The organism is Halorhabdus sp. SVX81 (genome assembly GCF_029207715.1).
Taxonomy (GTDB): Archaea; Halobacteriota; Halobacteria; order Halobacteriales; family Haloarculaceae; genus Halorhabdus.
This window is the reverse complement of sequence record NZ_CP104322.1, coordinates 1859141-1885284: the sequence shown is the minus strand read 5'-3', so window position 1 is coordinate 1885284 and position 26144 is coordinate 1859141. Positions and strand designations below refer to the sequence as shown.

Annotated in this window: 24 protein-coding genes; 12 read left to right on the top strand and 12 right to left on the bottom strand. The window is 64.4% G+C overall.

Annotated elements, in window-relative coordinates:
• Both SVXhr_RS09350 and SVXhr_RS09345 read left to right on the top strand, forming a co-directional pair.
• Positions 1 to 666 carry a methyltransferase domain-containing protein gene (locus tag SVXhr_RS09350; RefSeq protein ID WP_275736942.1) on the top strand — a complete coding sequence of 222 codons (666 nt, stop codon included), beginning with the start codon at positions 1 to 3 and terminating at the stop codon, positions 664 to 666.
• 56 nt (positions 667 to 722) lie between these two features.
• Positions 723 to 1958 carry a hypothetical protein gene (locus tag SVXhr_RS09345; protein ID WP_275736941.1) on the top strand — a complete coding sequence of 412 codons (1236 nt, stop codon included), beginning with the start codon at positions 723 to 725 and terminating at the stop codon, positions 1956 to 1958.
• A gap of 17 nt (positions 1959 to 1975) precedes the next feature.
• Here SVXhr_RS09345 and SVXhr_RS09340 read toward each other — a convergent pair whose 3' ends face one another.
• The 5 genes from SVXhr_RS09340 to SVXhr_RS09320 form a co-directional block, all read right to left on the bottom strand.
• Positions 1976 to 2899 (bottom strand): sulfide-dependent adenosine diphosphate thiazole synthase, encoded by a 924-nt coding sequence (locus SVXhr_RS09340; protein WP_275736940.1) that lies wholly within the window; start codon positions 2897 to 2899, stop codon positions 1976 to 1978.
• Between the two features lie 109 nt (positions 2900 to 3008).
• A complete protein-coding gene (locus SVXhr_RS09335; protein WP_345799510.1) occupies positions 3009 to 3620 on the bottom strand; it encodes a TRIC cation channel family protein in 612 nt (203 codons plus the stop codon).
• 118 nt (positions 3621 to 3738) lie between these two features.
• Positions 3739 to 4386, bottom strand: coding sequence for a chemotaxis protein CheC (locus SVXhr_RS09330; protein WP_275736938.1), 648 nt, complete (start codon positions 4384 to 4386; stop codon positions 3739 to 3741).
• Positions 4387 to 4447: 61 nt separating this feature from the next.
• Entirely contained in the window at positions 4448 to 5197 is a 750-nt protein-coding gene (locus SVXhr_RS09325; RefSeq protein WP_275736937.1) for a 4-phosphopantoate--beta-alanine ligase, read from the bottom strand.
• Between the two features lie 35 nt (positions 5198 to 5232).
• The gene (locus tag SVXhr_RS09320; RefSeq protein WP_275736936.1) at positions 5233 to 6114 is read right to left on the bottom strand and encodes a pantoate kinase; all 882 of its coding nucleotides are present in this window, start codon (positions 6112 to 6114) and stop codon (positions 5233 to 5235) included.
• Positions 6115 to 6221: 107 nt separating this feature from the next.
• On the opposite strand from SVXhr_RS09320, the gene SVXhr_RS09315 reads away from it, so the two are divergent.
• Both SVXhr_RS09315 and SVXhr_RS09310 read left to right on the top strand, forming a co-directional pair.
• Positions 6222 to 6524, top strand: a complete 303-nt coding sequence (locus SVXhr_RS09315) for a UPF0175 family protein (protein WP_275736935.1) — start codon at positions 6222 to 6224, stop codon at positions 6522 to 6524.
• Entirely contained in the window at positions 6521 to 7054 is a 534-nt protein-coding gene (locus tag SVXhr_RS09310) for a hypothetical protein (RefSeq protein WP_275736934.1), read from the top strand. Before SVXhr_RS09315 ends, SVXhr_RS09310 begins: the two co-directional genes overlap by 4 nt.
• Positions 7055 to 7254: 200 nt before the next feature.
• Here the strand turns inward: SVXhr_RS09310 and aspS are convergent, their stop codons facing one another.
• Positions 7255 to 8559, bottom strand: coding sequence for an aspartate--tRNA(Asn) ligase (gene aspS / locus SVXhr_RS09305; RefSeq protein WP_275736933.1), 1305 nt, complete (start codon positions 8557 to 8559; stop codon positions 7255 to 7257).
• A 134-nt stretch (positions 8560 to 8693) separates the two neighbouring features.
• Between aspS and SVXhr_RS09300 the strand changes: the two genes are divergently transcribed.
• From SVXhr_RS09300 to SVXhr_RS09290, 3 genes are all read left to right on the top strand, one after another.
• Positions 8694 to 9164, top strand: coding sequence for an Lrp/AsnC family transcriptional regulator (locus SVXhr_RS09300; protein ID WP_275736932.1), 471 nt, complete (start codon positions 8694 to 8696; stop codon positions 9162 to 9164).
• Between the two features lie 263 nt (positions 9165 to 9427).
• Positions 9428 to 9838 (top strand): NAD-binding protein, encoded by a 411-nt coding sequence (locus SVXhr_RS09295; protein ID WP_275736931.1) that lies wholly within the window; start codon positions 9428 to 9430, stop codon positions 9836 to 9838.
• Positions 9839 to 9843: 5 nt separating this feature from the next.
• Complete coding sequence (locus SVXhr_RS09290) at positions 9844 to 12024, top strand: amino acid permease (RefSeq protein WP_275736930.1); 2181 nt, start codon at positions 9844 to 9846, stop codon at positions 12022 to 12024.
• 46 nt (positions 12025 to 12070) lie between these two features.
• On the opposite strand, the gene SVXhr_RS09285 is transcribed toward SVXhr_RS09290, so the two are convergent.
• Together SVXhr_RS09285 and SVXhr_RS09280 are read right to left on the bottom strand one after the other, a co-directional pair.
• Positions 12071 to 14605 (bottom strand): DNA topoisomerase I, encoded by a 2535-nt coding sequence (locus tag SVXhr_RS09285; protein ID WP_275736929.1) that lies wholly within the window; start codon positions 14603 to 14605, stop codon positions 12071 to 12073.
• Positions 14606 to 14784: 179 nt separating this feature from the next.
• The gene (locus tag SVXhr_RS09280; RefSeq protein ID WP_275736928.1) at positions 14785 to 14973 is read right to left on the bottom strand and encodes a transcriptional regulator; all 189 of its coding nucleotides are present in this window, start codon (positions 14971 to 14973) and stop codon (positions 14785 to 14787) included.
• Between the two features lie 65 nt (positions 14974 to 15038).
• On the opposite strand from SVXhr_RS09280, the gene SVXhr_RS09275 reads away from it, so the two are divergent.
• Positions 15039 to 15638 carry a hypothetical protein gene (locus SVXhr_RS09275; protein WP_275736927.1) on the top strand — a complete coding sequence of 200 codons (600 nt, stop codon included), beginning with the start codon at positions 15039 to 15041 and terminating at the stop codon, positions 15636 to 15638.
• Here SVXhr_RS09275 and gatB read toward each other — a convergent pair.
• Complete coding sequence (gene gatB, locus SVXhr_RS09270) at positions 15635 to 17122, bottom strand: Asp-tRNA(Asn)/Glu-tRNA(Gln) amidotransferase subunit GatB (RefSeq protein ID WP_275736926.1); 1488 nt, start codon at positions 17120 to 17122, stop codon at positions 15635 to 15637. The two genes, SVXhr_RS09275 and gatB, sit on opposite strands and share 4 nt — an antisense overlap.
• A gap of 141 nt (positions 17123 to 17263) precedes the next feature.
• Between gatB and SVXhr_RS09265 the strand changes: the two genes are divergently transcribed.
• The 3 genes from SVXhr_RS09265 to SVXhr_RS09255 are packed head-to-tail and all read left to right on the top strand — an operon-like array spanning position 17264 to position 22049.
• Entirely contained in the window at positions 17264 to 17539 is a 276-nt protein-coding gene (locus tag SVXhr_RS09265; RefSeq protein ID WP_275736925.1) for a bZIP transcription factor, read from the top strand.
• Positions 17540 to 17593: 54 nt separating this feature from the next.
• The gene (gene smc, locus SVXhr_RS09260) at positions 17594 to 21160 is read left to right on the top strand and encodes a chromosome segregation protein SMC (RefSeq protein ID WP_275736924.1); all 3567 of its coding nucleotides are present in this window, start codon (positions 17594 to 17596) and stop codon (positions 21158 to 21160) included.
• On the top strand, positions 21153 to 22049 hold the full coding sequence (locus tag SVXhr_RS09255; RefSeq protein ID WP_275736923.1) for a ScpA family protein: 897 nt from the start codon (positions 21153 to 21155) through the stop codon (positions 22047 to 22049). The genes smc and SVXhr_RS09255 overlap by 8 nt, the downstream gene beginning before the upstream one ends.
• Positions 22050 to 22279: 230 nt before the next feature.
• Here SVXhr_RS09255 and SVXhr_RS09250 read toward each other — a convergent pair whose 3' ends face one another.
• From SVXhr_RS09250 to SVXhr_RS09240, 3 genes are all read right to left on the bottom strand, one after another.
• Positions 22280 to 23248, bottom strand: coding sequence for an AEC family transporter (locus SVXhr_RS09250; protein WP_275736922.1), 969 nt, complete (start codon positions 23246 to 23248; stop codon positions 22280 to 22282).
• A gap of 83 nt (positions 23249 to 23331) precedes the next feature.
• Positions 23332 to 23790 carry a hypothetical protein gene (locus SVXhr_RS09245; RefSeq protein WP_275736921.1) on the bottom strand — a complete coding sequence of 153 codons (459 nt, stop codon included), beginning with the start codon at positions 23788 to 23790 and terminating at the stop codon, positions 23332 to 23334.
• A 31-nt stretch (positions 23791 to 23821) separates the two neighbouring features.
• Positions 23822 to 24520, bottom strand: coding sequence for a phosphoribosyltransferase (locus SVXhr_RS09240; RefSeq protein ID WP_275736920.1), 699 nt, complete (start codon positions 24518 to 24520; stop codon positions 23822 to 23824).
• A 119-nt stretch (positions 24521 to 24639) separates the two neighbouring features.
• Here SVXhr_RS09240 and SVXhr_RS09235 point away from each other — a divergent pair, with 119 nt between their 5' ends.
• Positions 24640 to 26133 carry an alpha/beta fold hydrolase gene (locus tag SVXhr_RS09235; RefSeq protein ID WP_275736919.1) on the top strand — a complete coding sequence of 498 codons (1494 nt, stop codon included), beginning with the start codon at positions 24640 to 24642 and terminating at the stop codon, positions 26131 to 26133.
• Positions 26134 to 26144 lie beyond the last annotated feature (11 nt).

The following is a 26144-nucleotide window of genomic DNA, read 5'->3' as shown; positions in this document are numbered from 1 at the left end:
ATGACCGACGTCCGGGCGGTACAGCAGTTTTACGGCCGCTGGGCGCGGTACTATGACCTGATCGCGTCGGTGCCACTCGTTGATTCCTGGCGACGTCGAGCCGTCGACGCACTTGCCCTTCAGGCGGGAGACGTGGCGGTCGAGATGGGGTGTGGAACGGGTGCAAACCTGCCATTGTTACGCGACCGGGTCGGTCCGACGGGGCGAGTGATCGGTGTCGATTTCACGCCCGGCATGCTCTCGGAAGCACGCCGACGGGTCGATCGAGCCGGCTGGTCGAACGTCCACTTGTGTCTGGGTGATGCGACGTGCCCCCCGATCACCCCAGGCGTCGACGCTGTCCTGGGGACGTTCGTCGTTGGACTGTTCGGGGACCCGGCGTCAGTGATCGATGAGTGGCTTGATCTGGTCGATCCGGGCGGTCGGCTCGCGGTGCTCGAAGCCGGATCGACCGACCGATGGGTTTTGAAGCCGCTGAACCTGGCGTTTCGGGCATTCACTCGCCTTTCGGCACCGTCGAACCGAGGGGCTGTCCAATCGCCCGCGGTCACCCTGGACGGGCGGATTCGATCGGCGGCCGATCGGATCGACGCCCGGACGACCGGGACGACCCAAAACACGCTCGGACTGGGGTTCGTGCACCTCTGGGCCGGGCGTCGGGTCTGACCCCGCCCAGTCCGGGACCTGAACGCTTATCTGATTCGCCCGCCCACCTTCGAGAGATGGATTCCCGAGGGTTGGTTACTCTTGCCATCCTGGTACTCGTTGTGACGGCCGGCTGCAGCGGTCTCGGCGACGAGACGGACCCCCCGACGCTGACGCCCGCACCGGTGCCGGACGCCGACGTACACGAACAGGTTGTCACGCCGTCGGTCCCGACGGAGTCGGTGGCGACGTTCACGCCCGAGAATCCGTCGGCAACCGGACCGCTCGGCCTTCGAGACCAGCGTTCGGTCAGGACCGCGCTATGGCGACTCCGGACCGTGCTTGACGTGGGGGCCATCGAACCGACGGTCGTTCGTCAGTTCGGCCTGTCCAGACCCGTCGACGCGGGTTCTCTCGGGATGTCGGATGCCGTCACCGGATCGCTTGGGCCGACGGTGGACACCGGTGGCGTTCCGCCCGGCCGGGTCGACAGCGAGAACGCGACGGTCCATCTCCTGCGAGGCATGTACGAACCGTCGCGCCTGGAGTACCATCTCGCATATCTGCACACGCGATTTCTTCAGGATCGACTCGGCTGGGCGGACGCACTCGCGAGACACGACAACGGCACTCTCGACAGGCGACTGGTTGCGACCGCGTTGGATCGCGGCGCCAGCGCGTATGCGGCCGACGCCTACGCCGCGCAGTACTCGCTGTCAGTCGATACTCCCGTCCGCGAGTGGCAGTTCGGCTGGCTGGACTCACCCTGGCTGGCCCGGGCCGCAGTCAGGGCCGGATACGACTACGCCGGCGGGCAGATCACCGCTCCGGACTCGCTGGGACAGCTGTACACTGAGCCGCCGAACACGACCGAACAACTCCTCCATGGGTTGCCGCCGGGAAGCGAACCGCCCCAGCCCCTCGAGGTAACTCTCGTGGGGACGGGTGACTGGAACCGGGTCGCGACGGAGCAGTTCGGCGAACTCGGCATTCGGGCGCTCCTTTCGACACGGATCGACGGTGACGAGGCCGACAGGGCGGCCAGGGGCTGGGGGAACGACCGATTGCTCGCGTTCGAGGACGGGACCACGTCCGGGGTCGTCTGGGTGACGACCTGGGATCAGCCCAGCTACGCGGAGCAGTTCCTCGCTGGCTACGAACAGTACGCGGCGGCGGGCAATCCGCCACAGACGTCCGTGCTCACCCGCCCGGGCTCAAAAGCAGTGGTTGTCACCGCAGGTTCGTCGGCGTTTGTCGAGGGCGTCACCGTGGCGGGCGACAACGAGTCGGTTTCGGTGTCGTTGTCGGAGTGAGGCCACGAAGTCTCTTTTCAGTCGTCAGCCGGTGCGGGCGTCGTCATGTCGACCGGATCGGCGTCGACGCCGAGTTCGTCGAGGGCGATCTGGGCACCACGCTTTCCTGACAGCAACATCGCGCCGAACGTCGGTCCCATCCGCGGGAGGCCGTGGGCCGTGGCGACGGCCATGCCCGTCGCGATGAGGCCGTCGTGGACTAGCCCGGTGTGTTCGACGACGGCGTCCTCGCTCTCGGCGACCCACATCGAGTCGTGGCCCGGCGAGTCGTGGCCCGGCGCGCCGTAGCTCTCGTCGTCGGTCGCGTCCATGCCGGTCGCGCCTTCCTCGATCCCCTCGGCGTCCAGAACGCCGCGTTCGTCGAGTTTCTTGATCGCCAGGGCCTCGTGGCCGGTCGCGTCGATCACGAGGTCGGATTCGACGGCGATCGGATCGACGCAGGTGATTTCGCGGGGCAGGGCGTGAACGGGCGTCCAGTTCATCACGATGCCACCGACGCGGTGGTCCTCGCGGACGACGATGTCGGTGAACTCCGTCATGTTCTGCATCTTCGCGCCGGCGTCACACGTGGCCTTGATGAGTCCCGAGGTCGCTTCCGGGCCATTGGCGACGTACAGCCCGTCGTCTTCTTCGGACTGGGTATACTCGACGTCCAGCTCGTCGAGGACACTCTGGGCCGGGTCACGGACGGTGACCTTGTTCATCAGGAAGCCACCGAGCCAGAAGCCGCCGCCGAGATAGTTGTTCTTCTCGACGACCATCGCCTTGACACCGCGCTCGGAGAGTTCTTTGGCGGCCATCAGCCCCGATGGCCCACCGCCGATGATGATGACGTCGCTCTCCGTGAAGTCCATGAACTCGTCGGTCCACTCCTGGGTGATCGCGCGGGTGACCGTTGCTTCGCCGACATCGCTGAACTGATCGAACTCGTTCGCGTGCATACCACCTAGTGGTACTACTGACAAATAATAACTGTTACGGTCCCAACATTCCGAAGTGGGGTTCGGTGTCATGACTGGTCGAGAGTCGCGTGCGTGCTGTCCGGGGCCGTCAGTTTTCCTGCGCCAGCCCGAGCATCTGGGCCGTCGGGAGGTGCCAGCCGTAGGTGACCGCCAGCAGTCGGGTACCGACGGTCATTCCCGCACACGCGGCGGCGGTGAGGCCGCCCGCCGCGCCGGCAGCGGTCACCAGCCAGTAGGTACTCCCGCCAAGAACTGCGGCGGTCGCATAGAAGTCCTCGAAGAGGATGAAGGGGGAACGATCGAGCAGAATGTCGGTGTAGGCTCCGCCGCCGACGGCGTTGATCGTTGCGACAGTGACGATGCCGAACGGCGAGACCCCGGCCTCCGTCGCGACGATGGCGCCGGCGGTCGCGAACGCGGCGAGGCCGATCGCGTCGGCCACGAGGGTGATCGGATGGTCGTCCGGTGATTCGAGCAGGACGCTGAGAAGCAATGCAAGTCCGACGCCGAGAAATCCGAGGCTGACTTCGCCCATCGACTGGAGTGCCAGCGGCGTCCGCCCGACCAGGACGTCCCGGGTTGCACCGCCACCGAAAGCCGTCACCAATCCGACGACACTGATCCCGAAGATGTCGAACTCTTCACGGATCCCCTTTGCCGCGCCGACGAGGGCGAACGCGACCAGGCCGATCGTGTTCATGACGGCGAAGGGATCGATCAGTACCCGTTCGAGGAACGCTTCAACCACTAACTGAGATCACGGCGAGTAGGGTCTTGAGCCCTCCGTTCTTGGCATGTCGATTCACGCACAGACCCGGCTACATTTCGTCGGCGATGTCCGACGAGATCGTCGTGTCCTCGCCGACGACCGTCGAGACGTCGATCCCCTGAATCAGTTCGACGAGATCGACGAGCTTCGGGAAGGTATAGATCGTCAGTGAGACGTCACCGTCACCGGCGGTGATCTCTGAGTCGATGACGAACGCGATGTCCTCGTCGGGCCACCCGCCCATCTCGTTGACGATGCCGCCGGCCGGGCCGTACGCGAACGAGGGGGTCCCCATCCCGATGGTCGTATCCAGAACGTTCGCCCAGCCGTCGATATACCCGGAGGTCATGATGTTGCCGACCTCCTGGATCGCCGACCGCTCCATCTCGCTGAATCCCTCTGTGTCGTCGTCAGTCCCGCCGACGAGCATCCCTGCCAACTCCTTTGCATCGTCCGGTTCGAGCATGAAGAGGACGTACCCATACGGCGCTTCGGTCAACTCGACGAAGATCCCGACGCGGTCGCCGTCACCCATGTGGGTCCGCACGTCTTCGATGTCGAGGAAGTTGATCTTCGAGACGGCTATTTCGGTGTTTAGCCCCGCCATCTGGTTGAGGTGATCCGAGACTGTCTCCGATCCCTCCTTTGCGATCTTGTTGAACAGATCGAGTTTCCGGACGTCGACTTCGAGACTCATATAGCCTCCTTTTCGACGCGTTCACGTAAGTACTCTGCTGGTCGCCCGGTACCGCGCTTTCTCACTCCAGTTGGCCGGATCGAATCGCTTTCTCGGCGGCGTCGAGTGCCCCCGCCGGATCGAAGTCCTCGACTAGCTGCCGGAGGTCCTCGGCCGGGCTGTCCTGTAGCGATCGGGCATGCGCTGTCATATTTGGCACGGCCCGGAGCACGTTGTCGATGATCGGCACCGCCGCGACCTGTGCCGATCGGGACAGCGGATTGAGGTCGATTACGATCTCCGTTTTCCCCATCTCGCCGAGTGCTTCGGCCCGATCGCCGTCCTCAAGCGGAACCACGACCGTGTCAGCGTCGTAGATGCCGTCGGCGTCGACCTTCGCCCGCTCGTGATCCAGGCCGGGAATGCGCGCGTCAGCCGTCAGTCCCTTCACCTCGTTTGCGCCGTGATCGCGGAGGTGGTCGGCGATCGCTTCGATCCGCGCCTCGGTACGATTGAACAGGTTGACCTCCAGGTCGGCTCCCGTCACCGCGGCCAGCTCGACGACTTCCCCGGGGACGAGCGCGGCGACGTTCCCGTTGATCGAGAGCACTGGGCGGTCGGCGAGCAGAAGGTGTGCGGCCCCAACCCGCTCGGCCCGGTCGGCGCTCTCGATGGTCCGCTCGCCCAGCAGGTAATCGAATGCTTCGCCCCGCCCTTGGGCGATGAGCCCCTGCTGGCTCGTGATCCCCTTCTCGACGCCGGTTTCGATACGATGGCGGGTCAACAGCGATTCGTACCGTGGGTGACTCTCCGGGATGTCCACGTCGCTCATGAATCACGATCGGATCCAGACGGTGAAAAACGTCGCTACTGCGAAGTGCCCGTCGAGAGGGGCGGGCCTTCTCTGTCCGCGTGCCTGCCATCGACCAGCGTCGCCCCTGCCGGATCGACCTGACAGACCTGGGGGTCGTACCCGGCCGCCGACAGTCCGTCCCCGAGCGCAAAGACCGTCTCGCCGAGCATCGCCATCGAGGCCTCGCCGTCGGCCGCCGCGACATCCGTAATCACGTCCCGAACCGTCTCAGTCAGGAGATCAGCTTCGCGGGCGAACCGCCGGGAGGCGTACATGAACTCCGCTACGGTCGGCTCGGCGACGACAGTCGACAGCCCCTCGTTTCCGGCCTCGCTCAGTCGGTCTGTGTCGCCGCCGATGACGGTCGCGGTGTCGAGTTCGCCGAAGGTGACGTATTCGACGCGGGAACGCGTGGGAACCGCGTCGAGTCGATTCTCCATCGGCCCGCCGGGTTCCAGCCGGAGGGTGATGCCGCCGGCTGCCTGCGCGACCACGTCGCCCAGCCCCGTCCCGGCCTGCACCTCGGCTCCGTGGGCGATCGTGACGAGTTCGTCCCGCGAGAGCCGGCGATCGAAGACGGCGTTGGCAGCGAGTGCCGCTCCGAGCGCCATCGCCCCCGAGACGCCGAATCCCGCACCGATCGGCAGGTCCGTCTCGCCGGTGACCGCCGCCTCGACCGCCAGGGCGTCGAGAACCCGCTCGACTGCCTCGATCTGAACGGTCCGCCCGTCGAGCGTGATCGTCGTCTCGGGTGCCGGTTCGACGGTCACCCGGACGCCGTCGGAGAGGGCGATCCCGCCGCCGCGTGAGCCAGTCGTCGTCGGATCGTCGGTCCGGACGACGGAGAAAAACCCCGTCACGTGGCCCGGGACGAACGCGCTCGCTCGCTCGCTCATTGTCGGCCCTTCGTCGTCCCCCCGGTAGAACCCTTCGAGTTCGGATCGGCGAGTGATCCGAAACCGGGGGTTTGAAATATGTTTACGCTGTCATCGGCCGTATACACATGCCCACAGTCAGCGTCCGGCTTCCCGATGAAGAGAAGGCTGAACTCGAAGCCGTCGCCGACCTGCTCGAGGACGATTGGAGCTCGACCATCCGGAAAGCGTTGCGTGACGGTCTGCAGGACCTTCGCGTGCGCCACGCTGTCGAGCGGTATCAGTCCGGGGATGTCGCGGTCAACGAGGCCGCCCGGCTGGCGAACGTGACCGTCGCCGAGTGGCTCGAAATCGCCCGCGAGAAGAACCTGACAGCCCAGTTCCGGCGCGAAGACCTAGAAGGCGAGGTCGAAGCGGCCCACGAGCTATGACCCGGATCTACGTCGGCCCGGGCCCACTGATCGATCTCGGCACGGTCGGCGAGACCAAACTGCTCTCCGCGTTCGATGGCGCGATCGTCATCCCCGAGATGGTTGCCGACCAAGTCTCGACCGAACCGGCGAAGACGAACATGGAGAAGTTCGTTCACGACGGTGGGGCCACCCGAGAGACGATCGACACCGACCACGCCGAACGCGCGATGGGAGTCCTCGGCGTCGAAAACCCAGTCGTCGAAAGCCGCTTACTGCAGCCCGTGCTGGCGGCCATGGACGACGACCAGGCGGCGGACACTGAGGACGACGGGCCGACGATTGGGCTCGTCACCGACGACCGCCGCCTCCGGACGGTCGCCGAGGGATTGGGGGCCACGGTGACCGGGACGTTCGGGACCGTTGTCCGGGCCACCAGTGAGGACAAGTATCTCAAGACCACGCAGGCAAAGCGGATCGTCCGCAGGATCGACAGTCACGGACTCCATTTAACTGGCGAACTCCGGGCACAGGCCATCGGCGATCTTTGACCGCTGCGAGATCGAGCGACGCTACGGAGAGAGTCGCTGGCGATCCTGCGAGACTCACTTCGTTCGTCTCGCTGGCTCGCAGGTTTGTCGCCGCTCGCGTGTCGCTTCGCTCCCGCTCGCGTTTCGAGGACTCCCGCTGGTCGTCCTCGCTTATGGCGACAAACGCTGCCGATCTTTGACCGCTGCGAGATCGAGCGACTCTACGGAGAGAGTCGCTGGCGATCTCGCGGGAAGATCACGGCTTCTCGAATGTTCTCCAGGCCGAGCATCGTCATCACGAGCCGTTCGCCACCCAGGCCCCAGCCGGCGTGGGGCGGCATGCCGTACTTGAACATCTTGGTGTAGTACTCGAAGGCACCCGGATCCAGACCCTGCTGTTCGAAGCCCTCGACGAGGTGGTCGTGGCGGTGTTCACGCTGCCCGCCGGAGACGAGTTCCATCGAGGGGTGCATCATGTCGAAGCCAGTCGAGAGTTCCGGATCGTCGTCGTGATCCTTGATGTAGAAGGGCTTGATCTCGCTGGGCCAGTCGGTGATGAAGTAGTGCTCGCCGACGTCCTGGCCGAGGGCGTGTTCGGCTTCCGTCGAGAGGTCGTCACCCCACACCAGCACGTCATCAAGCTCGCCCGTGGCGTTGATCCGCTCGATGGCTTCTTCGTAGGTGAGCCGCGGGAAGTCGCCCTCGGGAGCCGAGAAGACCTCGGTAAGGCCAAGCGTTTCGAGTTCGTCGGCGCAGTTCTGTGCGACGCCTTCGTAGGCAGCTTTCACGACCGTCTCGCAGGCGTCCATCGCCTCGGTGTGATCGTAGAAGGCCGACTCGAAGTCGATCGAGGTGGCCTCGTTGAGGTGCCGGGGCGTGTTGTGCTCCTCGGCGCGGAAGATCGGCCCGATCTCGAAGACTCGCTCCAAGCCCGAGCCGACCATCAGCTGCTTGAACAGCTGTGGACTCTGGTTCATGAACGCCTCGCGGCCGAAGTAGGTGATCGGGAACAGCTCCGTCCCGCCCTCGGTGCCCGTGGCGACGATCTTCGGCGTGTTGATCTCCGTGGCCTCTAAGTTCCGGAAGGCTTTCCGGACCGACCGCAGGACTTCCGCGCGGATCTCGAAGATGGCCTTGACTTCGGGCTTGCGGAGGTCAAGCGTCCGGTTGTCCAGTCGTGTCGGGAGTTCGGCGTCGACCTTCCCGGAGGGGTCCAGGGGAAGTTCGGGGTCGGCAGGGGCGATCACCTCGATGTCGTCGGGCGAGACCTCGACGCCCGTCGGGGCACGCTCCTCTTCCTCGACGTCACCGACAACCTTGAGAACGCTCTCGCGGTGGACATCGAGTGCCGTCTCGACGAGTGCTTCCTCGAGGTTGTCCTTCTCGATTTTGACCTGGATTTTTCCGGTCGTGTCTCGGAGGATCAGGAAGGCGATCCCGCCGAGGTCGCGGATCTCGTGTACCCAGCCCGCGACGGTCGCGCTCGTCCCGGGGTCAGCGTCTGCAGCATATGTCCGTTCCTGCATACTCCGGTGTTTCTCGCCCGGGGATTAAACTCCGTTTATTCCGTTCGAGGGACGCGTTCGATTCTGCCCGCTTTCGTGGGCCGTGTCCCTGAGTGACCACAACGCTTCTGTCGCGTGGCTCACAACACCAGTCCATGGCCGCTCACGAACTCGACGATCTCGACAGGGCGATTCTCTATGCACTGCAAGACAATGCACGGAAAACCTCGACGAGTACGATCGCCGAGCGTATGGACGTCGCCCCGAGTACGGTGCGGACCCGGATCCAGGCGCTGGAAGCCGACGGCATTCTGACTGGATATCACGCCGAGATCGACTACGAACAAACTGGCCTCCAGTTGCATACGTTGATCGTCTGTACGGCACCTGTCCCCGACCGTGAGGAACTCGCCGAACGGGCCCAGGAGGTCAGCGGCGTCGTCGCCGTTCGGGAGGTCATGACCGGCCACGAGAACGTCCACATCGAGGCGATCGGCCGCGACGGCGACGACCTGAACCGGATCGGCCGTGAGCTCGACGAGATCGGGCTCACCATCGAAGATGAGGATCTCATCCGCAACGAGTACGAAACGCCATTCGACGGATTCAGCGTCGAACGGGCCTGATTGTCTGTTTTTTCGTTGTCGCCGTTTGGTCGAGCTGGCCAGCTCTCACAGGGCTGTCGTCGTTCGACGGTCTTTCACGGATTCGAACGAATTGGGCCATTTTGCCGAATTTAAATGACGTAGCGTCAAATTAACCGACTAACTTATGACGTTCCGTGTGTTATGCCGCACTGTATGGAACACCATCGTCCGGACGCGTCAGTCAGCCATCGAACCGAGGGAACGAACGAACGATCGCCGATCTCGGGAGGGTGTGCGCCGGGATGACCGACGACGTCCCTTCCCCCGTCGACGTGGTGGTCGTCGGGACCACTAGCGGTGTCAGAGCGGTTGCAGAGGAACTTGATAGCTCCCACGCGGTCGTCTTCGTCACGGATCGACACAATCAGGCACGGGTGGCCGAGCGTGCCGGAGTGCCGACCCATCGGACGACGTTCGACACGGGCCTTGACCCGGAGGCGATCTCGGCAAAGACCGCGTTCGTCGCGACCGACAGGGACGCGGTCAATCTGCTCGTGGCCCAGCGCCTGCGAATTCACGGTGACGTCGAGACAGTGATCATCAGGGTCAACGATTCGGATCGAACGGCCGCCTTCGATGGGATAGCCACCGAGACGGTGACGCCAGCCGAAGCGAGCGTGCAAGCGGTTCAGGACTCGCTGGAGGCACTCTAATCCCGATGCCGAAGGAACTCGAACGCGATCTCGGACTGTTTTCGGTGCTGGCGATCAGTATCGGTGCGATGGTCGGCAGTGGCATCTTCATCCTGCCGGCGCTCGCCCTCGAGATGGCCGGGCCGGCGGTGATCCTGGCGTACGTTCTGGCAGCACTGATCGTCCTCCCGGCAGCACTGAGCAAGGCCGAGATGGCGACGGCGATGCCCGAGGCCGGTGGGACCTACCTCTACATCGAACGCGGGATGGGACCGTTGCTCGGCACGATCGCGGGTATCGGGACCTGGTTCGCGCTCTCGTTTAAGGGCGCGCTCGCGCTCGTTGGCGGCGTCCCGTACCTCTTGTGGTACTTCGAACTCCCGATCAAGCCGGTCGCGCTCGTGCTCGCGGCCGTCCTCATCCTGGTCAACCTCCTGGGCGCGAAACAGACGGGTCGCCTGCAGGTCGGGATCGTGGCGATCATGCTGGCCGCGATGATCTGGTTCGTCGGCGGCAGTGCGGGTTCGATTCAGAGCGCCTCCTTTGATGGATTCCTGGCCGCGGGCGCGGGCGGCATCCTCGAAGCGACCGGCTTCGTGTTCGTCTCCTATGCGGGGGTGACGAAGATCGCGAGCGTCGCCGAGGAGATCGAGGATCCGGACCGCGTGATACCCCGGGGGATGATCTGGTCGCTCGGGTTCACGACGTTGCTGTACGTCCTCGTCGTGCTCGTGATCGTCGGCGTCGATCCGTCGGGGATCGTCGGCTCGAACACCCCCGTCGCCGACGTGGCCGAGGCGACGATGTCGACGCCCGGCGTGGCCGCCGTCGTCATCGCCGCGATGCTCGCGCTGATCAGCACCGCCAATGCCGGCCTCCTCTCGTCGTCGCGATACCCCTTCGCGATGAGCCGCGACGACCTCGCCCCACCGACGTTCGCCACCGTCAGCGACCGCTTTGGCACGCCGGTCACGGCCATCGCCCTGACCGGTCTCGTCATGCTGACGCTGATCGCGTTCGTCCCGATCATGAGCATCGCGAAACTCGCGAGCGCGTTCCAGATCCTCGTGTTCGTGTTGATCAACGTGGCCCTGATCGCCTTCAGGGAGAGTGACATCGCCTACGACCCGAGTTACGAATCGCCGCTGTACCCCTGGATGCAGGGCTTTGGCGTCCTGGGCGGCCTCGTGTTGCTGACCCAGATGGGACTGATCCCGTTCGTCGGCGCGATCGTCATCATTCTCGGGAGCGTCGGCTGGTACTTCGCGTACGCCCACCGCAACGTCTCCCGGGAGGGCGCAGCTACCGACGCGATCCGTCGTGGCATCGATCAACGAGCTGTCGAGGAAACGCGTTCGGTCTGTCACGACGCCGACGAGTCCGACGTGCTCGTCGCGCTCACAGAGGACACGACCGCGGCGGCAGAGGAACGTCTGCTCGACGTGGCGGTCCCGCTAGCCAGAGCCGGGAACGGGACTGTAACTGTCGTTCAGTTCGATCAGGTGCCCGACCAGACGCCACTGTCGTATGCTGAATCGACACTCACAGAAACCGACCAGGTGTTCGAGGAGCGGACGGCCGTCCTCGTCGAGGACACCGACGTGCCCGTCGAGTACGGCGAGATCGTCAGTCACGACGTTGACCGGGCGGTCGCAAACGTCGCCGATCTGCACGGCTACGACCTCGTCATCGTCGACGAGTCCGGCCCGACCTTCACGGAAGGGCTTGCCGACGTGCTCATGGGGCCGAGTCGGTCCTTCGACGTACTGGGTGTCGACGCCGAGGGGCTGGACGATATCGACCGCTTTGCCCTCGTCGACGACGGGGGCCCGTTCGATCCCCAGAAAGTTCGAATTGCCAACTCTCTGGCGATGGATCGTGATGCCACTGTCGAGTTCGTCCACGGGATCGCGCCGGACGCGACCGACCAACGGCGTCACTCAGTCGAGACCTATCACGACGAACTGGCCGACCTCTGTTCGGGCCCGACCGAATCGGCGGTCGTCGAGAGCGAGGACGACGCGGCGGCGCTACTCCGCGCGTCCCGAGACGCCGATCTCGTCGTTGTTGCCGACACCGGGGGTGCGATCCTGCGTGACGGCCCCGGCCTCGATCTCGCGAACGGCGGGAACGCGCTCGTCCTTCATCCCGGCGGTGAAGGGCAGCCAGGCCTGCTCGGTCGACTCCTCGAACGGTTCGTGTACTGATCACAATCGGCCGGCAATTCGCTTTCCGGCCCCCCGGAACTCCTTTTTAAGTCGCGAGTTCGGCTTGCCATTCTCGGATGCGATCGGCGCTGACGCCCTGGACCTCGCCGGCGACGGCGTCCGGGTCCACCTCGTGGAGGTCCTCGGGGTCCGCTACGCCAGCGTCCTGTAGTTTCTCCGCCGTCGCCGGGCCGACCCCGTCGAGGTCCTCCAAGTTCTCGACGGCGTTGCGCGCCTGGAACTCCTCGTAGTTGCAGATCGGACAGCCCAGTTCCCAGGGATCGTCGTCTTCGCCGTCGTGGATTTCGATGTGTGGCAGGTCATGCTCCTCGCAACGCTCGTCGGTCACGACGATCTCACCACGACGGGGGAGCGGGAGCGAGTAATCACAGTCAGGATAGCGCGTACAGCCGACCAGTCGCGACCCCGACCGGAGGTGCTTGATCGCGAGTTCGCCACCCTCCCCTTCGGCGGCTTCGCCGCCTTCGTTTCGCTGCCCCTCCGGCCCAGTGCCATCCCCACATTCGGGACAGTCCCCGATCACCTCGTCCTCGCTCTCGTCGGCTGCCTCGGCTTTACACCGCGGACAGCCGTGGACGAACGTGTCCCGACCCGCGAGCATTTTGACCTCCCGAAGGTCGTGGTCCTCGCAGGTCTCGTCCATCACCTGTGGTTCACCACTACTCGGCAGTGGGAGGGTGAACCGACACTCGGGGAAGCCGTCACACCCGACGAAGTACGACCCCTGGCGACTCCGGCGGACCAGCAGGTCCTGGCCACACTCCGGACAGGGGCCGAGCGTCCGGTCGGCCTTCAGCGACTCCTGGAGGAACTCGCCGATCTCCTCGCGGGACTCGCGCAGTTCCTCGAAGATATCGCCGAGCATCTCCCGCGATTCTTCGGTCACCTCTTCTAAGGTCGCCTCGCCCTCGGCGATGGCAGTCATGTCGGCCTCGAGCTGGGCGGTCATCTCCTCGCTGACGACGTGATCGGCGTACTCCTCGGCGGCCGTGACCACTGCATCGGCGAGCTTTGTCGGCCGCGGCGGGTCGTCCTCGACGTACCCCCGATCGTAGAGCTTTTCGACGATGTTGTGTCGCGTGGCCTTCGTCCCGATGCCCATCTCCTCCATGTGCTGGATGAGTCGTGACTGGCCGTACCGTCGCGGCGGCTGGGTCTGCTTGGCTTCCAGTTCGACGTCGTCGATCGACAGCTCTTCTCCTTCCTCGACAGCGGGAACGACAGTTTCGCCGGCGGAGGAGTAGGGATAGACCGCATGATAGCCCGCTTCGAGCAGGCGCTTGCCGTTGGCCTTCAGCGACCGGCCCGCCGCCTCGGCGACGACCCGCAGGTGCGCCCAGGTCGCCGGCTCGGCCACGGTCGCGAAAAAGCGCCGCACGACGAGCTCGTAGATCTCCCAGGCGTCCGCGCCGATCTCGTTGCGATCGGGAAGCTCCCCGGTCGGGTGGATCGGGGGGTGGTCGGTCGATTCGGTTTCCCCACGAGTCGGCTCGATCTCGTCCTGGGCGAGCAAGGACTCGGCGTCGTCGCCGAACTCGTAACTGCCTTCGAAGGCACCTAATAGCTCTCCGGGATCGAGATCGTCCGGGTAGACAGTGTTGTCCGTCCGTGGGTAGGTCAGGTAGCCGTCCGTATAGAGTTCCTCGGCCAGCGACATGGCGCGCTGGGCGGAGTAGCCGAGTGAACTCGCCGCGGAGATGAACGCTGTCGTGTTGAACGGCGCGGGCGGGTCGTCGGTGCGCGTTCGCCGCCGAACTTCGGTCACGGTGGCCGTCCCGGATTCGGAGAGATCCGCGTAGGCAGCTTCGGCGGCCGCTTCGTCCCAGACCCGCTCGGCTTCGCTGCCGTCGTCGTCGTAGAAGTACTGGGCCTCGAAGCCCTGGCCGTCCTTCGCGAGGTCGGCGAGGATCTCCCAGTAGTCGTCGGGATCGAAGGCCTCGATCTCGCGCTCGCGGTCGACGATCAGCTTCAGCGTCGGGCTCTGGACCCGGCCGACGGAGATGAAGTCGTTGCCGAGCTGCTTGGCAGACAGAGAGAGGAAGCGGGTCAGCGCTGCTCCCCAGATCAGGTCGACGATCTGGCGGGCTTCGCCTGCGGCGGCGAGGTCGAAGTCGATCTCGTCGGGATTCTCGAAGGCCTTCTGGACTTCTCTCTCGGTGATCGAGGAGAAGCGCACGCGTTCGACCGGCGCGTCGGTCTCCTCGCGGATCAACTCGTAGGCTTCCTTCCCGATGAGTTCGCCCTCGCGGTCGTAGTCTGTCGCGATCACGACCTCGTCGGCCTTTCTGGCGAGGCTACGGAGTGTCGCGACGATGTTCTCCCGCGTGGGCGTTGTAACGACATCGGCGTCGATTAACTCGGCCGGTTCGACGTCCCTCCATTCGGAATACTCCGGCGGGAAGTCCACGCCGACGACATGCCCGGAGAGGCCGACGACGCGCTGGCCGCCCCACTTGTAGACGTTGACGCCATTTCGCCGCTCACCACTCGCCGAATCGCCGCTCAATATCTCGGCGATCCGCCTGGCGGCGTTGTCCTTCTCGGTGACGATCAGGCGCACGCCCGATCACCACCGTCTGGCTCGTGACTCATTGTCTCTCGCTACGCGGAGAGCGTCCCATATGTCTTTCGGCGTGTAATCGCAAGAGGGAAGGGGGACAAGGCGCGCACGCGTCGCCCGCTCGCGCTCGGGTGGTCTACGTATCGGCAACAGTCGCTGAACCGCATGCCCCGTCGGCGTTACCCCTCGATATCGTCCGTACTCATCCCTCGTCGAATGGCGTTTCTGTGGTTTCTGGCGATCGGTTCAGCAATCCCATTGAGTGGGACGGTCCCCTCACGTCCGGGACTCGTGTCCGCGACGAGCCTGTCCATTTGCTCGATGATCTCGTCAGGTTCGGTTGTCATTTCTTCGGGGTTCTGTCGCATGTCTATTCAATCCAACGTCATATTCGGGCAATAAGTCTATCTGCCTGGGGTTCCAACAGTTAGAAATGGCAGACGACAAACGAGGCCGAGACAAACAGGCCCACGACGAGGACCGACGACAGCGTGAGCGCGAACTCGAAACGGCACTGGAACGTGGTGACGAACCGGAACCGCCGATCCCCGCGGCCGAACTCGGTGAACTGGAGGACGCACTCGAAACGCTGCCGTTCCCGACGACGGCGGCAGACGTGGTCGAGACGGTCGGCGACCGCGAGATCCTGTCACCGGAGGGTACCTACCGGCTCGAAGAACTACTGCCGAAGTCAGACGCCGAGACCTTCGACTCGCCCGCCGCTGTCAGTGTCCAGGTTCAGCGGCCGACCGTCGCCGCGGCGATGAAGCGCATCATCGAGGCGAGTGACGAACTCCAGGACGCTGATTTCGGCGGTTCACGCCGCGACGCGTATAAAAAGACGCTCAAAGCACTCGCGGCGATCGAGGCGGATGACGACGACGAGGGGATCGACGTCATCACCGAGTGGATCGTCGCGCAGATCGACGAGAAGGGAAAACTCCCCGGCTCGCGGGCGGTTCGCCGCGAGGCCGCGAAGTTCTGCCGATCCAATGGCTACGAGATCCGCGTCGACGAGTGGCTCGGAATCTAATCCTCTAGCTCGGCCCGCAATAACTCGTTCACGTCACCGGGATCCGCACTTCCGCCGGTCTTTTGCATCACCTGGCCGACGAGGAAGTTGATCGCGCCGCCGTCGCCGTCGTGATAGTCTGAAACGGCGTCGGGGTTCTCCTCGATAGCTTCCTCGACGGCACCCTGAAGTTCGTCGCGTTGGGTCTTCCCGAGTCCTTCCTGATCGACGATCGTATCGGGGTCCTCACCGTCGTCGAGCATCCCCCGGAGGACGGTTTCGCGAGCGTTCTTGGCGGTGATTTCCTCGCTTGCGATGAGTTCGACGAGGCGTTCGATCTCGTCCAGGCGGTCCGCAACGTCGGTGATCGCCATGTCGCGGTAGTTGAGTTCGCCCAGGAGTTCGTCGGCGACCCACGTCGCAACGAGGTCGGGATCGAATTCGCTTGCCAGATCCTCGTAGAAGTCCGCGACTTGCTTGGTCGTGGTGAGCTTCGAGGCTGCCTCCTCGTTGAGTCCGTATTCCTCGCCGAAACGCTCACGGCGGGCGTCCGGCAACTCGGGGATCGAGAGCTCCTCCTTCCAGTGGCTGACCTCCAGGGGCGGCAAGTCGGCCTCCCGGAAGTAGCGGTAGTCCTTCTCTTCTTCCTTCGAGCGCATCGAGACCGTGATCCCCCGGGACTCGTCCCAGTGGCGGGTCTCCTGTTCGACTTCGCGGCCGCGTTCGACGGCGTTTTTCTGTCGCTGGGCCTCGTAGGCCAGGGCTTTCTCCGCCCCTTTGTGACTGGAGATGTTCTTGACCTCGGTCCGGTTGGCGTCTTCGAGAACATCCTGGTCGATGGAGCCGTCGTCGTCGACCTCGCTTGCGTCGACCAGCGAGAGGTTTGCGTCGATCCGGAGCGAGCCGTCCCGCGTCGCGTCGAAAATGCCCAGGTACTCGAGGACTTCCTCCAGTTTCGCGAGGAAGGCCCGGACCTCTGTCGCGTCCCGGAAGTCCGGTTCGGTGACGATCTCCATCAGCGGGACGCCCGCGCGGTTGTAGTTCACGAGCGTGTAGTCGGCGGTGTCGATGTTCCCGCCGGCGTGCTGGAGGCTCCCGGGGTCCTCTTCAAGGTGGGCGCGCTCGATCCCGACCGTCCGGCGCTCGCCTTCGACACTGAATTCCAGCTCGCCGTCCGCACAGATCGGCGCGTCGTACTGGCTGATCTGGAAGTTCTTCGGCAGGTCGGGGTAGTAGTAATTTTTCCGGTGGAAACGGGTCTGTTCGGGAATGTCGGCGTCGATGGCCTTCCCAACCCTGACGGCGGCCTCGACGGCCCCCTCGTTGAGTACCGGCAGCGATCCTGGTAGCCCGAGACAGACCGGGCAGGTGTGAGTGTTGGGTTCGGCGTCCTCGAGATCGGTCGAACAGCCACAGAAGATCTTCGTCGCGGTTTCGAGCTGGACGTGGACTTCCAGCCCGATCACGACGGTAAGATCGCGTTCCTGAATGGCTTGGGCAGTCATTGTCCGAATATCCGGCGCGCCGCGATTAAATCCCTCGGTCGCACTCGGGCGTGTCTTCGGGGCCGTCCACGCGGGAGACGTATCAGACAGAATGTGAATGTCTGACGTAGGTTTAAGCGGACCGAGACTGGTTTTGGAGGTATGAGCGACAATCGAGTGGAGGAACTCGAAGCGAAAGTCCGCGATCTGGAAGCGACCGTCGAAGGCCTCACGGACGAACTCGTCGAATCGAAAGTCCGGCTGCGTGAACTCGAAAACGCCGTCGACGACGAACTCGGCTTCGAGAAGCCGGTCAACATCGAGACTGACGTCGAGGACGAGACGGAATCGGTTTCGACCTCGGCCGAAGCCACTAAATCCCAGGAGGTCGAGGACACGGACGACCAAGAGGCCGAATCGGACATCATCATCGCCTGACGGACACCGGGTGCCCACGACCGTCGAGGCGAAACAGCCGCCGAACCCCACCACATGTACATTACAGAGGTCGTCCTCGACAACTTCAAGAGCTTCGGACGAAAGACGCGCATCCCCTTTTACGAGGACTTTACGACCATCAGCGGCCCGAACGGGTCGGGCAAGTCAAACATCGTCGATGCGATCCTCTTCGCACTCGGACTCGCCCGCACCTCGGGGATCCGCGCCGAGAAGCTGACCGACCTCATCTACAATCCCGGCCATCAGGACGGCGAATCACCGGATCGCGAACGCGAGGCGAGCGTCGAGGTCGTACTGGACAACAGCGACCGGACGCTTTCGCGGTCGCAAGTCGTCAGTGCTGCCGGGAGCGAGAACGTCGGCGACGTCGAGGAGATCACGATCAAGCGCCGGGTCAAGGAGACCGACGACAACTACTACTCCTATTACTACATCAACGGTCGCTCGGTCAACCTCGGGGACATCCAGGACTTACTCGCCCAGGCCGGCGTCGCGCCCGAGGGCTACAACGTCGTCATGCAGGGCGACGTTACGGAGATCATCAACATGACTGCGGGCGCTCGCCGGGAGATCATCGACGAGATCGCCGGCGTCGCGGAGTTCGACCAGAAGAAGGCCCAGGCCTTCGAGGAACTCGACGTCGTCGAGGACCGGATCGAAGAGGCCGACCTCCGGATCGAGGAGAAGGAGACCCGCCTCGAACAACTCGAAGACGAACGCGAGACGGCCCTGGAGTACCAGGAACTCAGAGACGAGAAAGAGGAGTACGAGGCCTACCAGAAGGCTGCCGAACTCGAGGACAAGCGCGATGATCTCGACGCGGTCCGGGAGGAGATCGCGGACTTAGAGGAGACGCTCGAGGATCGACAGCGCGAACTCGACGAGCGTGAGGGCAAGGTCGTCCGGCTGGAGGACGAACTCGCCGAGTTGAACGCCGAGATCGAGCGCAAGGGCGAGGACGAACAGCTCGCACTCAAACGCGAGATCGAGGAGATCAAAGGCGAGATCGCCCGACTCGAGGACGCTATCGAGAGCGCCGAGGAGAAGCGTGACGAGGCAGAGGCACGGCGACGCGAGGCGTTCGTCGAGATCGACCGCAAGCAGGAGACCATCGACGATCTGGAAGCCGATATCCGGGAGACGAAAGTCGAGAAGTCCTCCGTGAAAGCCGAGATCGACGATCTCGAGGTCGATCTCGCGGCCGTCCAGGAGGAGATCGAGGAAGTCGGCGCGGAGTTCGAGGAAGTCAGAGACGAACTCGAAGCGAAGAAGGCGAGCCTCGAAGACGCAAAGGAGCGACGCAACGACCTCCAGCGCGAGCAGGATCGGCTGCTCGACGAGGCGCGCCGGCGCTCGAACCAGCAACGCGAGCTCGAATCCACGATCGAGGATCTCCAGGAGTCAATCCCCGAACTCGACGCCGAGATCGCGGATCTCGAAGAGGAGCGCCGGAAGGCAGAGCAGAACCGCGAGACGATCACGGACGTGATCGACGATCTCGCCGCGGAGAAACGCGACCTCCAGGCCGAAATCGAAGAGATCGACGACGATCTGGAGGCCGCCCGACAGGAGTACGCCGAGCTCGAAGCCCGGGCCGCGGAGTCCGGCGACGCCTCATATGGTCGGGCGGTCACGACCGTCCTCGATGGGGATCTCGACGGCGTCCACGGAACGGTCGGGCAACTCGGCGGGGTCGATCCGACCTACGCGACGGCGTGTGAGACAGCGGCTGGCGGCCGACTCGCGAACGTCGTCGTTGATGATGACGGCATCGGCCAGCGGTGTATCGAGTATCTCAAGAACCGCAACGCCGGCCGGGCCACGTTCCTCCCGCTGACGGAGATGGACGACCGGTCACTGCCGTCGCTGCCCAGCCACGATGGTGTCGTCGACTTCGCGTACAACCTCGTGGACTTCGACCCCGAGTATTCGGGCATATTCAGTTACGTCCTCGGGGACACGCTGGTCGTCGAGGACATGGCTACGGCCCGGGAGCTGATGGGCCGGTATCGGCTGGTCACCCTCGAGGGAGAACTCGTCGAGAAGAGCGGCGCGATGACCGGCGGATCCTCGAGCGGGTCGCGATACTCCTTCTCGGACAGTGAGGGCCAACTCCAGCGGGTCGCCGAACGTATCACCGAACTCGAAGACGAGCGCCAGGAGTACCGCGAGGAACTGGGGGACGTCGAGGAGCGACTCGAAGATGCCCGCGACCGCAAGTCCGAGGCCGCCGATCAGGTCCGGGAGATCCAGGCCGAGATCGAGCGCCGTGAGCGCGAACGCGAGGAGACCGAGGAGCGAATCGAACAGCGCCGCGAGGAACTCGAAGAGATCGAGGAGGAACGCGAGGCCGTCTCCGCGGAGATGGACGAGATCGAGGCCGACATCGAGTCAGCCGAGAGCGAGATCGACGCCCTGGAGGGCGAGATCGACGACCTGGAAGCCGAGATCGAGGACTCCCGACTTCCCGCGCTGACCGACGAGGCCGAATCGCTGGAGAGCGAGATCGACGAGCGCGAGGACGAACTCGACGATCTGGACGCGGCGCTGAACGAACTCCAGCTCGAAAAACAGTACGCCGAGGACGCGATCGAGGATCTCCACGACGAGATCGAGACGGCACAGAACCGCAAGGCCGAACAGGCCGAGCGCATCGAGGAGCTGAACGAAACTGTCGCCGAGGAGGAGTCGAAACTCGCCGACAAACAGGACGCTGTCGCCGAACTCGAGGCCGAACTCGCCGACCTCAAGAGCGACCGTGAGGACCTCCGCGAGGAACTCCAGGCTGCCCAGGAGGAACGCGACGAGCAGAAAGACCGGGTCAACGAGATCGAGTCGAAGCTCGACGGGAAACGCGAGACCGAATCCCGCCTGGAGTGGGAGATCGACGAACTCGAAGACGCCGTCGGTCAGTACGACCCTGAGGAGATCCCGGATCACCACACGGTCCAGACGCGGATCGGCCAACTCGAGGCGGAGATGGAACGCTTAGAGCCGGTCAACATGCTCGCCATCGAGGAGTACGACGAGGTCGCGGCCGACCTCGCGGATCTGGAGGACAAACGTGGGACACTCGTCGAGGAAGCCGACGGGATCCGTGAGCGGATCGACTCCTACGAGGCCAAAAAGAAGGAGACGTTCATGGAGGCCTTCGAGACGATCGACGCCCAGTTCCAGGACATCTTCGAGCGACTCTCGAACGGGACGGGGCGACTCCACCTCGAAAACGAGGACGATCCCTTCGACGGCGGGCTGACGATGAAGGCCCAGCCCGGCGACAAGCCGATCCAGCGGCTGAACGCGATGAGTGGCGGCGAGAAGTCCCTGACTGCGCTGGCCTTCATCTTTGCGATCCAGCGACACAATCCGGCGCCGTTCTACGCGCTGGACGAGGTCGACGCGTTTCTCGACGCCGCCAATGCCGATCTCGTCGGCGAGATGGTCGACGAACTCGCCGGTGACGCCCAGTTCGTCGTCGTTTCCCATCGCTCGGCGATGCTGGAGCGCTCCGAGCGAGCCATCGGCGTCACGATGCAAGGTGACAACGTGAGTAGCGTGACGGGGATCGATCTGACCGAGGAGGTGCCCGCGGATGACTGAGGAGGACGTAATGAGTGAGGACCAACGGGAGGACACGGACGGGGGAGAACAGACGCGACCCGACGGCGGGACAGGCGTGATGGCCCAATCTGGCGCGCCTTCCGAGCCATCGCTCGACGACGGCGAGGTCGAACCCGTCGAAGTCCTGGTCGGGCTGGCGGAGGACGACGAGATCGACCCGTGGGACATCGACGTCGTCCGGGTGACCGACAAGTTCCTCGAACGTCTCGACGAGGCCGACCTCCGGACGTCCGGACGAGCGCTGTTCTACGCGAGTGTCCTGTTGCGGCTGAAAAGCGACGCGCTGCTGGAAGACGACGACCCTGCCGAGGAACCTGCGGTGGAGGAACCGGCCGATCCGTTCGCCGCCGGCGATCTTTCGGGGGGAGATAGCGATCCGTTCGACGCCTTAGAGGACGAGATGGACCGGCGACTCGACCGCAAACGGGCACGCGGGACGCCAGACACCCTCGAGGATCTCGTCCGGGAACTCCGGGAGGCCGAGCGGTCCGCCGACTGGAAGGAGTCGAGGGAGTACGACACCAGCGAGTCCCCGCGTGGATTCCGCCGCGGGACCCAGGAACTCGACTACCGGATGGACGACGACATGCGGGAGGACGCCGAGCCCACTGTCGAGGACGTGACCGGGACGGCTCACGGCGAGAACGTCGAGGAACTCGTCGAGTCCGTCGCCACGAAGATCGAGACGCAGTTCGACGCCGGCCGGGACGCGGTGTTGTTTGCCGAAGTCGACGGTGCCGCCGGCTCACGCATCGAGTCGTTCCTGGGCCTGCTCTTTCTGTCAAACCAGGGCCGGATCGTCCTCGATCAGGACGAGTACTTCGGGGATCTGTGGATCCAACCCCCCGAATCGACGGCGGCCGAGTGATCTGCGAAACCGTTCAGCCGCTTCTCGATCCGTGGAACTTGGGGGCAGTCCTCTCATATTTTGTATGAAAAACCATTATGTTAGTGTGGCTCATACCCACAACCATGACGCCGGAGCGAATCAGCGAGCGCATCGCCGCGAGCGAGGATCGGTTCGACCGGGACCGGTACTACGCGGCGTTGCGATACGTTCACGACGACGGCCGGAAGCGGCGACCCTGACGGGGGCGTCTAGATCACGACGCCGGCCCTGAGGAGTGCGATCAGGACGGTCAGTATCGGGATGCTCAGCAGTGTCGACGTCAGGATCGCGGTGCTGGCGAACTCCGCGGGGCCGATCGGCCCGTCGCCGTGCTCGCTGAATTCGCCCAGGAGAATGATCGGCGTGACTGCGGTGGGGCCAGCTGATTCGAGGATGAATACACGCGCGACCGTCTGATTTTCGAAGCCCAGGACGAACGCGATTCCGACGGCGACGACCGGCGCGACCGTGAGTTTGAGCAGGTTCGAGAGCCCGACCTGGCCGATGGCTGCGCCGTAGTCCGTCCCGGAGAGCTGGATCCCGAGGATGAGTAGCATGACCGGGATCGAGGAGTCGCCGACGAGCCGGAGCGTCTCCATGGCCGCCGAGCCGGTCGGCGGGGCGAGGCCGAGCCACCGGACGCCGAGCGCGACGATGACCGCGTACACCAGCGGGATCCGGGCCGCGCGACGGACGCCGGCCAGCGCCCCGCCGCTGCCCCGCGCCGCGACGTAGGTGCCGAGTGTGTACAGGAGCACGCCCTGGACCGCTGCATAGAGGACGGCGGTTTTCCGGCCAGTCGCGCCGAAGGCGAACTCCGAGAGCGGGATCCCGAAGTTCCCGGAGTTGGCGAAGGCGGCCGTCAGCACGAACGCCCCCAGCAGTGGCTCGGTCCGGCCGGCGAGCCGCCCGACCCCACCAGCGATGGCGAGCATGACCAGCGTCACGGCGAGGACGCCGACCGCGACGAGCAGCACTGTCTCGACACTCATCGGCGTCTTCACCAGGGTGTGAAAGACCAGCGCGGGCACCAGCACGTAGACCGTGATGGTGTTCAGCGGGCCGGCCTCGACGTCTTTGACCCGCCCGAGGACGAACCCGGCGGCTGCGATGGCGATGATCGGCAGGATAGCCGTCCCGAAGATGCCCAGCAGCGAACTCGGTTGGATGCCGAACACTGACGGCTGATTCGTCGGGGGTGGTCACAATCCCTTCGGATTCGGATTCTCCGGACGGCTCCGCTCCCAGCGACCGTCGGTCCTCACCGGAACAACCCGACAGTCAATTGATTGTCGATCGACTGCTCGGTCCATTCGGCCACCCGGGTGGCCGTGTAGCCGCCGACGAGAAACAGGAACGGGGCGACTACTGCGAACACCGGCCCCTCGAGGGCCACGACGAGGAAGACGACGTCGAGTCGATGCGCGATCGGGACGCCGTCCAGCAGGATCGCCCTGACCACTGACCACCCGAGGATACCGATCGCCGACCCAGCGGCGGCAGCGAACCCGCCCTCGATCAGGTGACGATCGTAACTGTCGCTCCAAACGCCGACCACGACGCCGGCAGGCACGGCCGCGATGCCGACTGCCATCACGAGCGTATTCGTCGTTGCGGCGGTGATGGTGCCGGTGCTGGTCGAGACGTGGACGAACGTGATCGCCCCAGCCAGCAGTGCGGCGAACCCAACTGCCCGACGGTCGATGTCTCCGAGCGCCACGCATCCGACGAAGAGGACGATAAACTAATACTTACTGCCCGGAGAGCCGCCAGGCGTCCTCGCCGGCATACTCGATGACGCCGCGGCGTTCCATCTCCGTGAGCACTTCGTCCATGCGGTCGGGCTGGGCGATCTCCATTTCGATCGGGTCGACCTCGTGGTAGGAACGCAACAGCGACCGGACGTCCTCCTCGCTGAAGGTTTCGGCGTCGGCCTTCGCCATGACGCTACTGATCAGGTCGATCATGTCCTCGATGAAGTTCCAGGGGTAGACGACCCAGACCCACTCCGCCAAACGTTCGCCGACGAAGTCCGGCTCGAACTCGCTGGTCTGGAGCAACTGCAACGTGGCGGTCCGGACAGCGTTCGGATCGCGCTCGCTTACGTATTCGTAGGCGTGTTCGAGCGACTGGCCGGTGTCGGCGATGTCGTCGACGATCAGGACGTCCTTGCCAGCGACCGAGCCTTCTGGCATCGGATAGCGAACCTCTGGCTCCTGGCTCTTGGCCGCGGTCCCGACGTAATGTTCGATCTTGAGACTTGTGAGGTCGTCCAGTCCGAGAAAGTCACACAGCGTCCGACCGGCGAACCAGCCGCCACGGGCCAGCGAGACGACGACGTCGGGTTCGAAGTCGTCGGCCTTGACGTCGTCGCTGACATCCCGGCACAGCCCGTAGATGTACTCCCAGTTCGTGATGGTACAGGGGAATTCCTCCGGCAGGTCGGCCATTCAGGTAGTCACCGGGCGAAGCCAGGGGACGGCGACAATTATGGTTTTACATGCAGCCCCGCTTCACTCGCTGTAGCTCGGGTTGTCTGCTTAAGAGGTTCGCCGACGGATGGCTCCGTATGCGAACTCGCCGCCGTTTCCTCCAGACGTGCATTGCCCTCTCCGGCGCGTCGCTGGCCGGCTGTTCGGAGGACGACGAACCGTCGACACCGACGAGCACGACGACAGCGGTGTCCACGACAGCCTCGACGCCGGAAACCGACACGGCGACGTCGGAACCGAGCGAGTCGACAGCGACCGACGAGCCCACAGAAACGACCGAACCGACTGAGACGGAATCCATCGATCCGGAGACACTCAAAGAGACCGGACGGGCGTTCGTCAACCAACTCGCTGCCGGCGAGTACGCCGCGATCATGGACGACTATGCGTTTTCCGAACAGTTCACCGCCCAAATCGACGCCGAGCAGCTCGAATCGATCTGGACCACCCAGACCGCCTCCCTCGGGCAGTTCGTCGAACTCGCCGGAGTGGAGTACAGCCGATCGGACGGGTACCACGTCACCGTGGTCCTCGCGCGCTTCACCGGCGGTCGACAGGCGGTCCGGCTCGTCTTCGACGACACCGCAACGATCGTCGGGCTGTTTTTCCCGGCGTCGGGCGGCTCCTATTCCCCGCCGGAGTACGTCGACCAGTCGGCGTTCGAGGAAGTCGATCGGACGATCGAGGCGACCGAAACCTGCTCACTCCCCGCAAAGCTCACGCTCCCGACAGGCGAGGAGTCGGTCCCCGGCGTCGTCCTGGTCCACGGATCAGGCCCCAACGACATGGACGAGACGCTGGGGCCGAACAAACCGTTCAAGGATCTCGCGTGGGGGCTGGCGAGCCGTGGCGTCGCCGTCCTCCGGTATGACAAGCGAACGCATGCCTGTGACGTCGATCGGGCCGCGCTCACGCTCGACGAGAAGGTCACCGAAGACGCGCTGACCGCGCTTGGCGTCCTCCGTGAACACCCCCGGATCGATCCGGCTCGGACAGTCGTCGTCGGTCACTCCATCGGCGCGATGACTGCACCGCGGATTGCCGACCGCGACGGCTCTGTTGCGGGTGCAGTCATGCTGGCCGGGAACGCCCGCCCACTACTGGACATCATTCCTGAGCAGCAGGAGTATCTGTTCCGTCTCGACGGTGAACTCAGCGACGAGGAGGCGACCCAACTCCAAGCGGTCGAACAAACGGTCGAACGAATTCGGTCGCTGGACATCAGTGAGGATGAGATCCTCTTCGGCCTCGGCGGGCGTCCCTTCTGGCGGACTGTCCAGGAATACGATCAGGTGGCGACGGCCAAGGAACTCGACGTGCCCCTCGCCATTTTCCAGGGCGAGCGTGATTACCAGGTCACGGTCGAGAATGGATACAACCAGTGGCAGCAGGCACTCGGTGACCGGGAGAACGTTTCGTTCTCCCTGTACCCCGACCTGAACCATCTCTTCATGCCGGGTGAAGGCCAGCCGTCACCGGCCGAGTACTTCCAGCCGAACAACGTCTCCCGCGCAGTCGTCGAGGACGTTGCGTCGTGGGTGCGACGGGTGACGGGCGAGGACGATCAGTAGCGCCGGACTGA

Bases quoted from the DNA above. Each gene is read 5' to 3' on its own strand.
- SVXhr_RS09335 (WP_345799510.1), bottom strand. From the start codon at position 3,620: ATGAACACGATCGGCCTGGTCGCGTTCGCCCTCGTCGGCGCGGCAAAG.
- SVXhr_RS09320 (WP_275736936.1), bottom strand. From the start codon at position 6,114: ATGAGCGAGCGAGCGAGCGCGTTCGTCCCGGGCCACGTGACGGGGTTT.
- SVXhr_RS09345 (WP_275736941.1), top strand. From the start codon at position 723: ATGGATTCCCGAGGGTTGGTTACTCTTGCCATCCTGGTACTCGTTGTG.
- SVXhr_RS09340 (WP_275736940.1), bottom strand. From the start codon at position 2,899: ATGCACGCGAACGAGTTCGATCAGTTCAGCGATGTCGGCGAAGCAACG.
- aspS (WP_275736933.1), bottom strand. From the start codon at position 8,559: ATGCAGGAACGGACATATGCTGCAGACGCTGACCCCGGGACGAGCGCG.
- SVXhr_RS09300 (WP_275736932.1), top strand. From the start codon at position 8,694: ATGGCCGCTCACGAACTCGACGATCTCGACAGGGCGATTCTCTATGCA.
- SVXhr_RS09350 (WP_275736942.1), top strand. From the start codon at position 1: ATGACCGACGTCCGGGCGGTACAGCAGTTTTACGGCCGCTGGGCGCGG.
- SVXhr_RS09255 (WP_275736923.1), top strand. From the start codon at position 21,153: ATGACTGAGGAGGACGTAATGAGTGAGGACCAACGGGAGGACACGGAC.
- SVXhr_RS09275 (WP_275736927.1), top strand. From the start codon at position 15,039: ATGGCAGACGACAAACGAGGCCGAGACAAACAGGCCCACGACGAGGAC.
- SVXhr_RS09315 (WP_275736935.1), top strand. From the start codon at position 6,222: ATGCCCACAGTCAGCGTCCGGCTTCCCGATGAAGAGAAGGCTGAACTC.
- SVXhr_RS09310 (WP_275736934.1), top strand. From the start codon at position 6,521: ATGACCCGGATCTACGTCGGCCCGGGCCCACTGATCGATCTCGGCACG.
- SVXhr_RS09265 (WP_275736925.1), top strand. From the start codon at position 17,264: ATGAGCGACAATCGAGTGGAGGAACTCGAAGCGAAAGTCCGCGATCTG.
- SVXhr_RS09295 (WP_275736931.1), top strand. From the start codon at position 9,428: ATGACCGACGACGTCCCTTCCCCCGTCGACGTGGTGGTCGTCGGGACC.
- SVXhr_RS09240 (WP_275736920.1), bottom strand. From the start codon at position 24,520: ATGGCCGACCTGCCGGAGGAATTCCCCTGTACCATCACGAACTGGGAG.
- smc (WP_275736924.1), top strand. From the start codon at position 17,594: ATGTACATTACAGAGGTCGTCCTCGACAACTTCAAGAGCTTCGGACGA.
- SVXhr_RS09280 (WP_275736928.1), bottom strand. From the start codon at position 14,973: ATGCGACAGAACCCCGAAGAAATGACAACCGAACCTGACGAGATCATC.
- SVXhr_RS09235 (WP_275736919.1), top strand. From the start codon at position 24,640: ATGCGAACTCGCCGCCGTTTCCTCCAGACGTGCATTGCCCTCTCCGGC.
- SVXhr_RS09330 (WP_275736938.1), bottom strand. From the start codon at position 4,386: ATGAGTCTCGAAGTCGACGTCCGGAAACTCGATCTGTTCAACAAGATC.
- gatB (WP_275736926.1), bottom strand. From the start codon at position 17,122: ATGACTGCCCAAGCCATTCAGGAACGCGATCTTACCGTCGTGATCGGG.
- SVXhr_RS09325 (WP_275736937.1), bottom strand. From the start codon at position 5,197: ATGAGCGACGTGGACATCCCGGAGAGTCACCCACGGTACGAATCGCTG.
- SVXhr_RS09290 (WP_275736930.1), top strand. From the start codon at position 9,844: ATGCCGAAGGAACTCGAACGCGATCTCGGACTGTTTTCGGTGCTGGCG.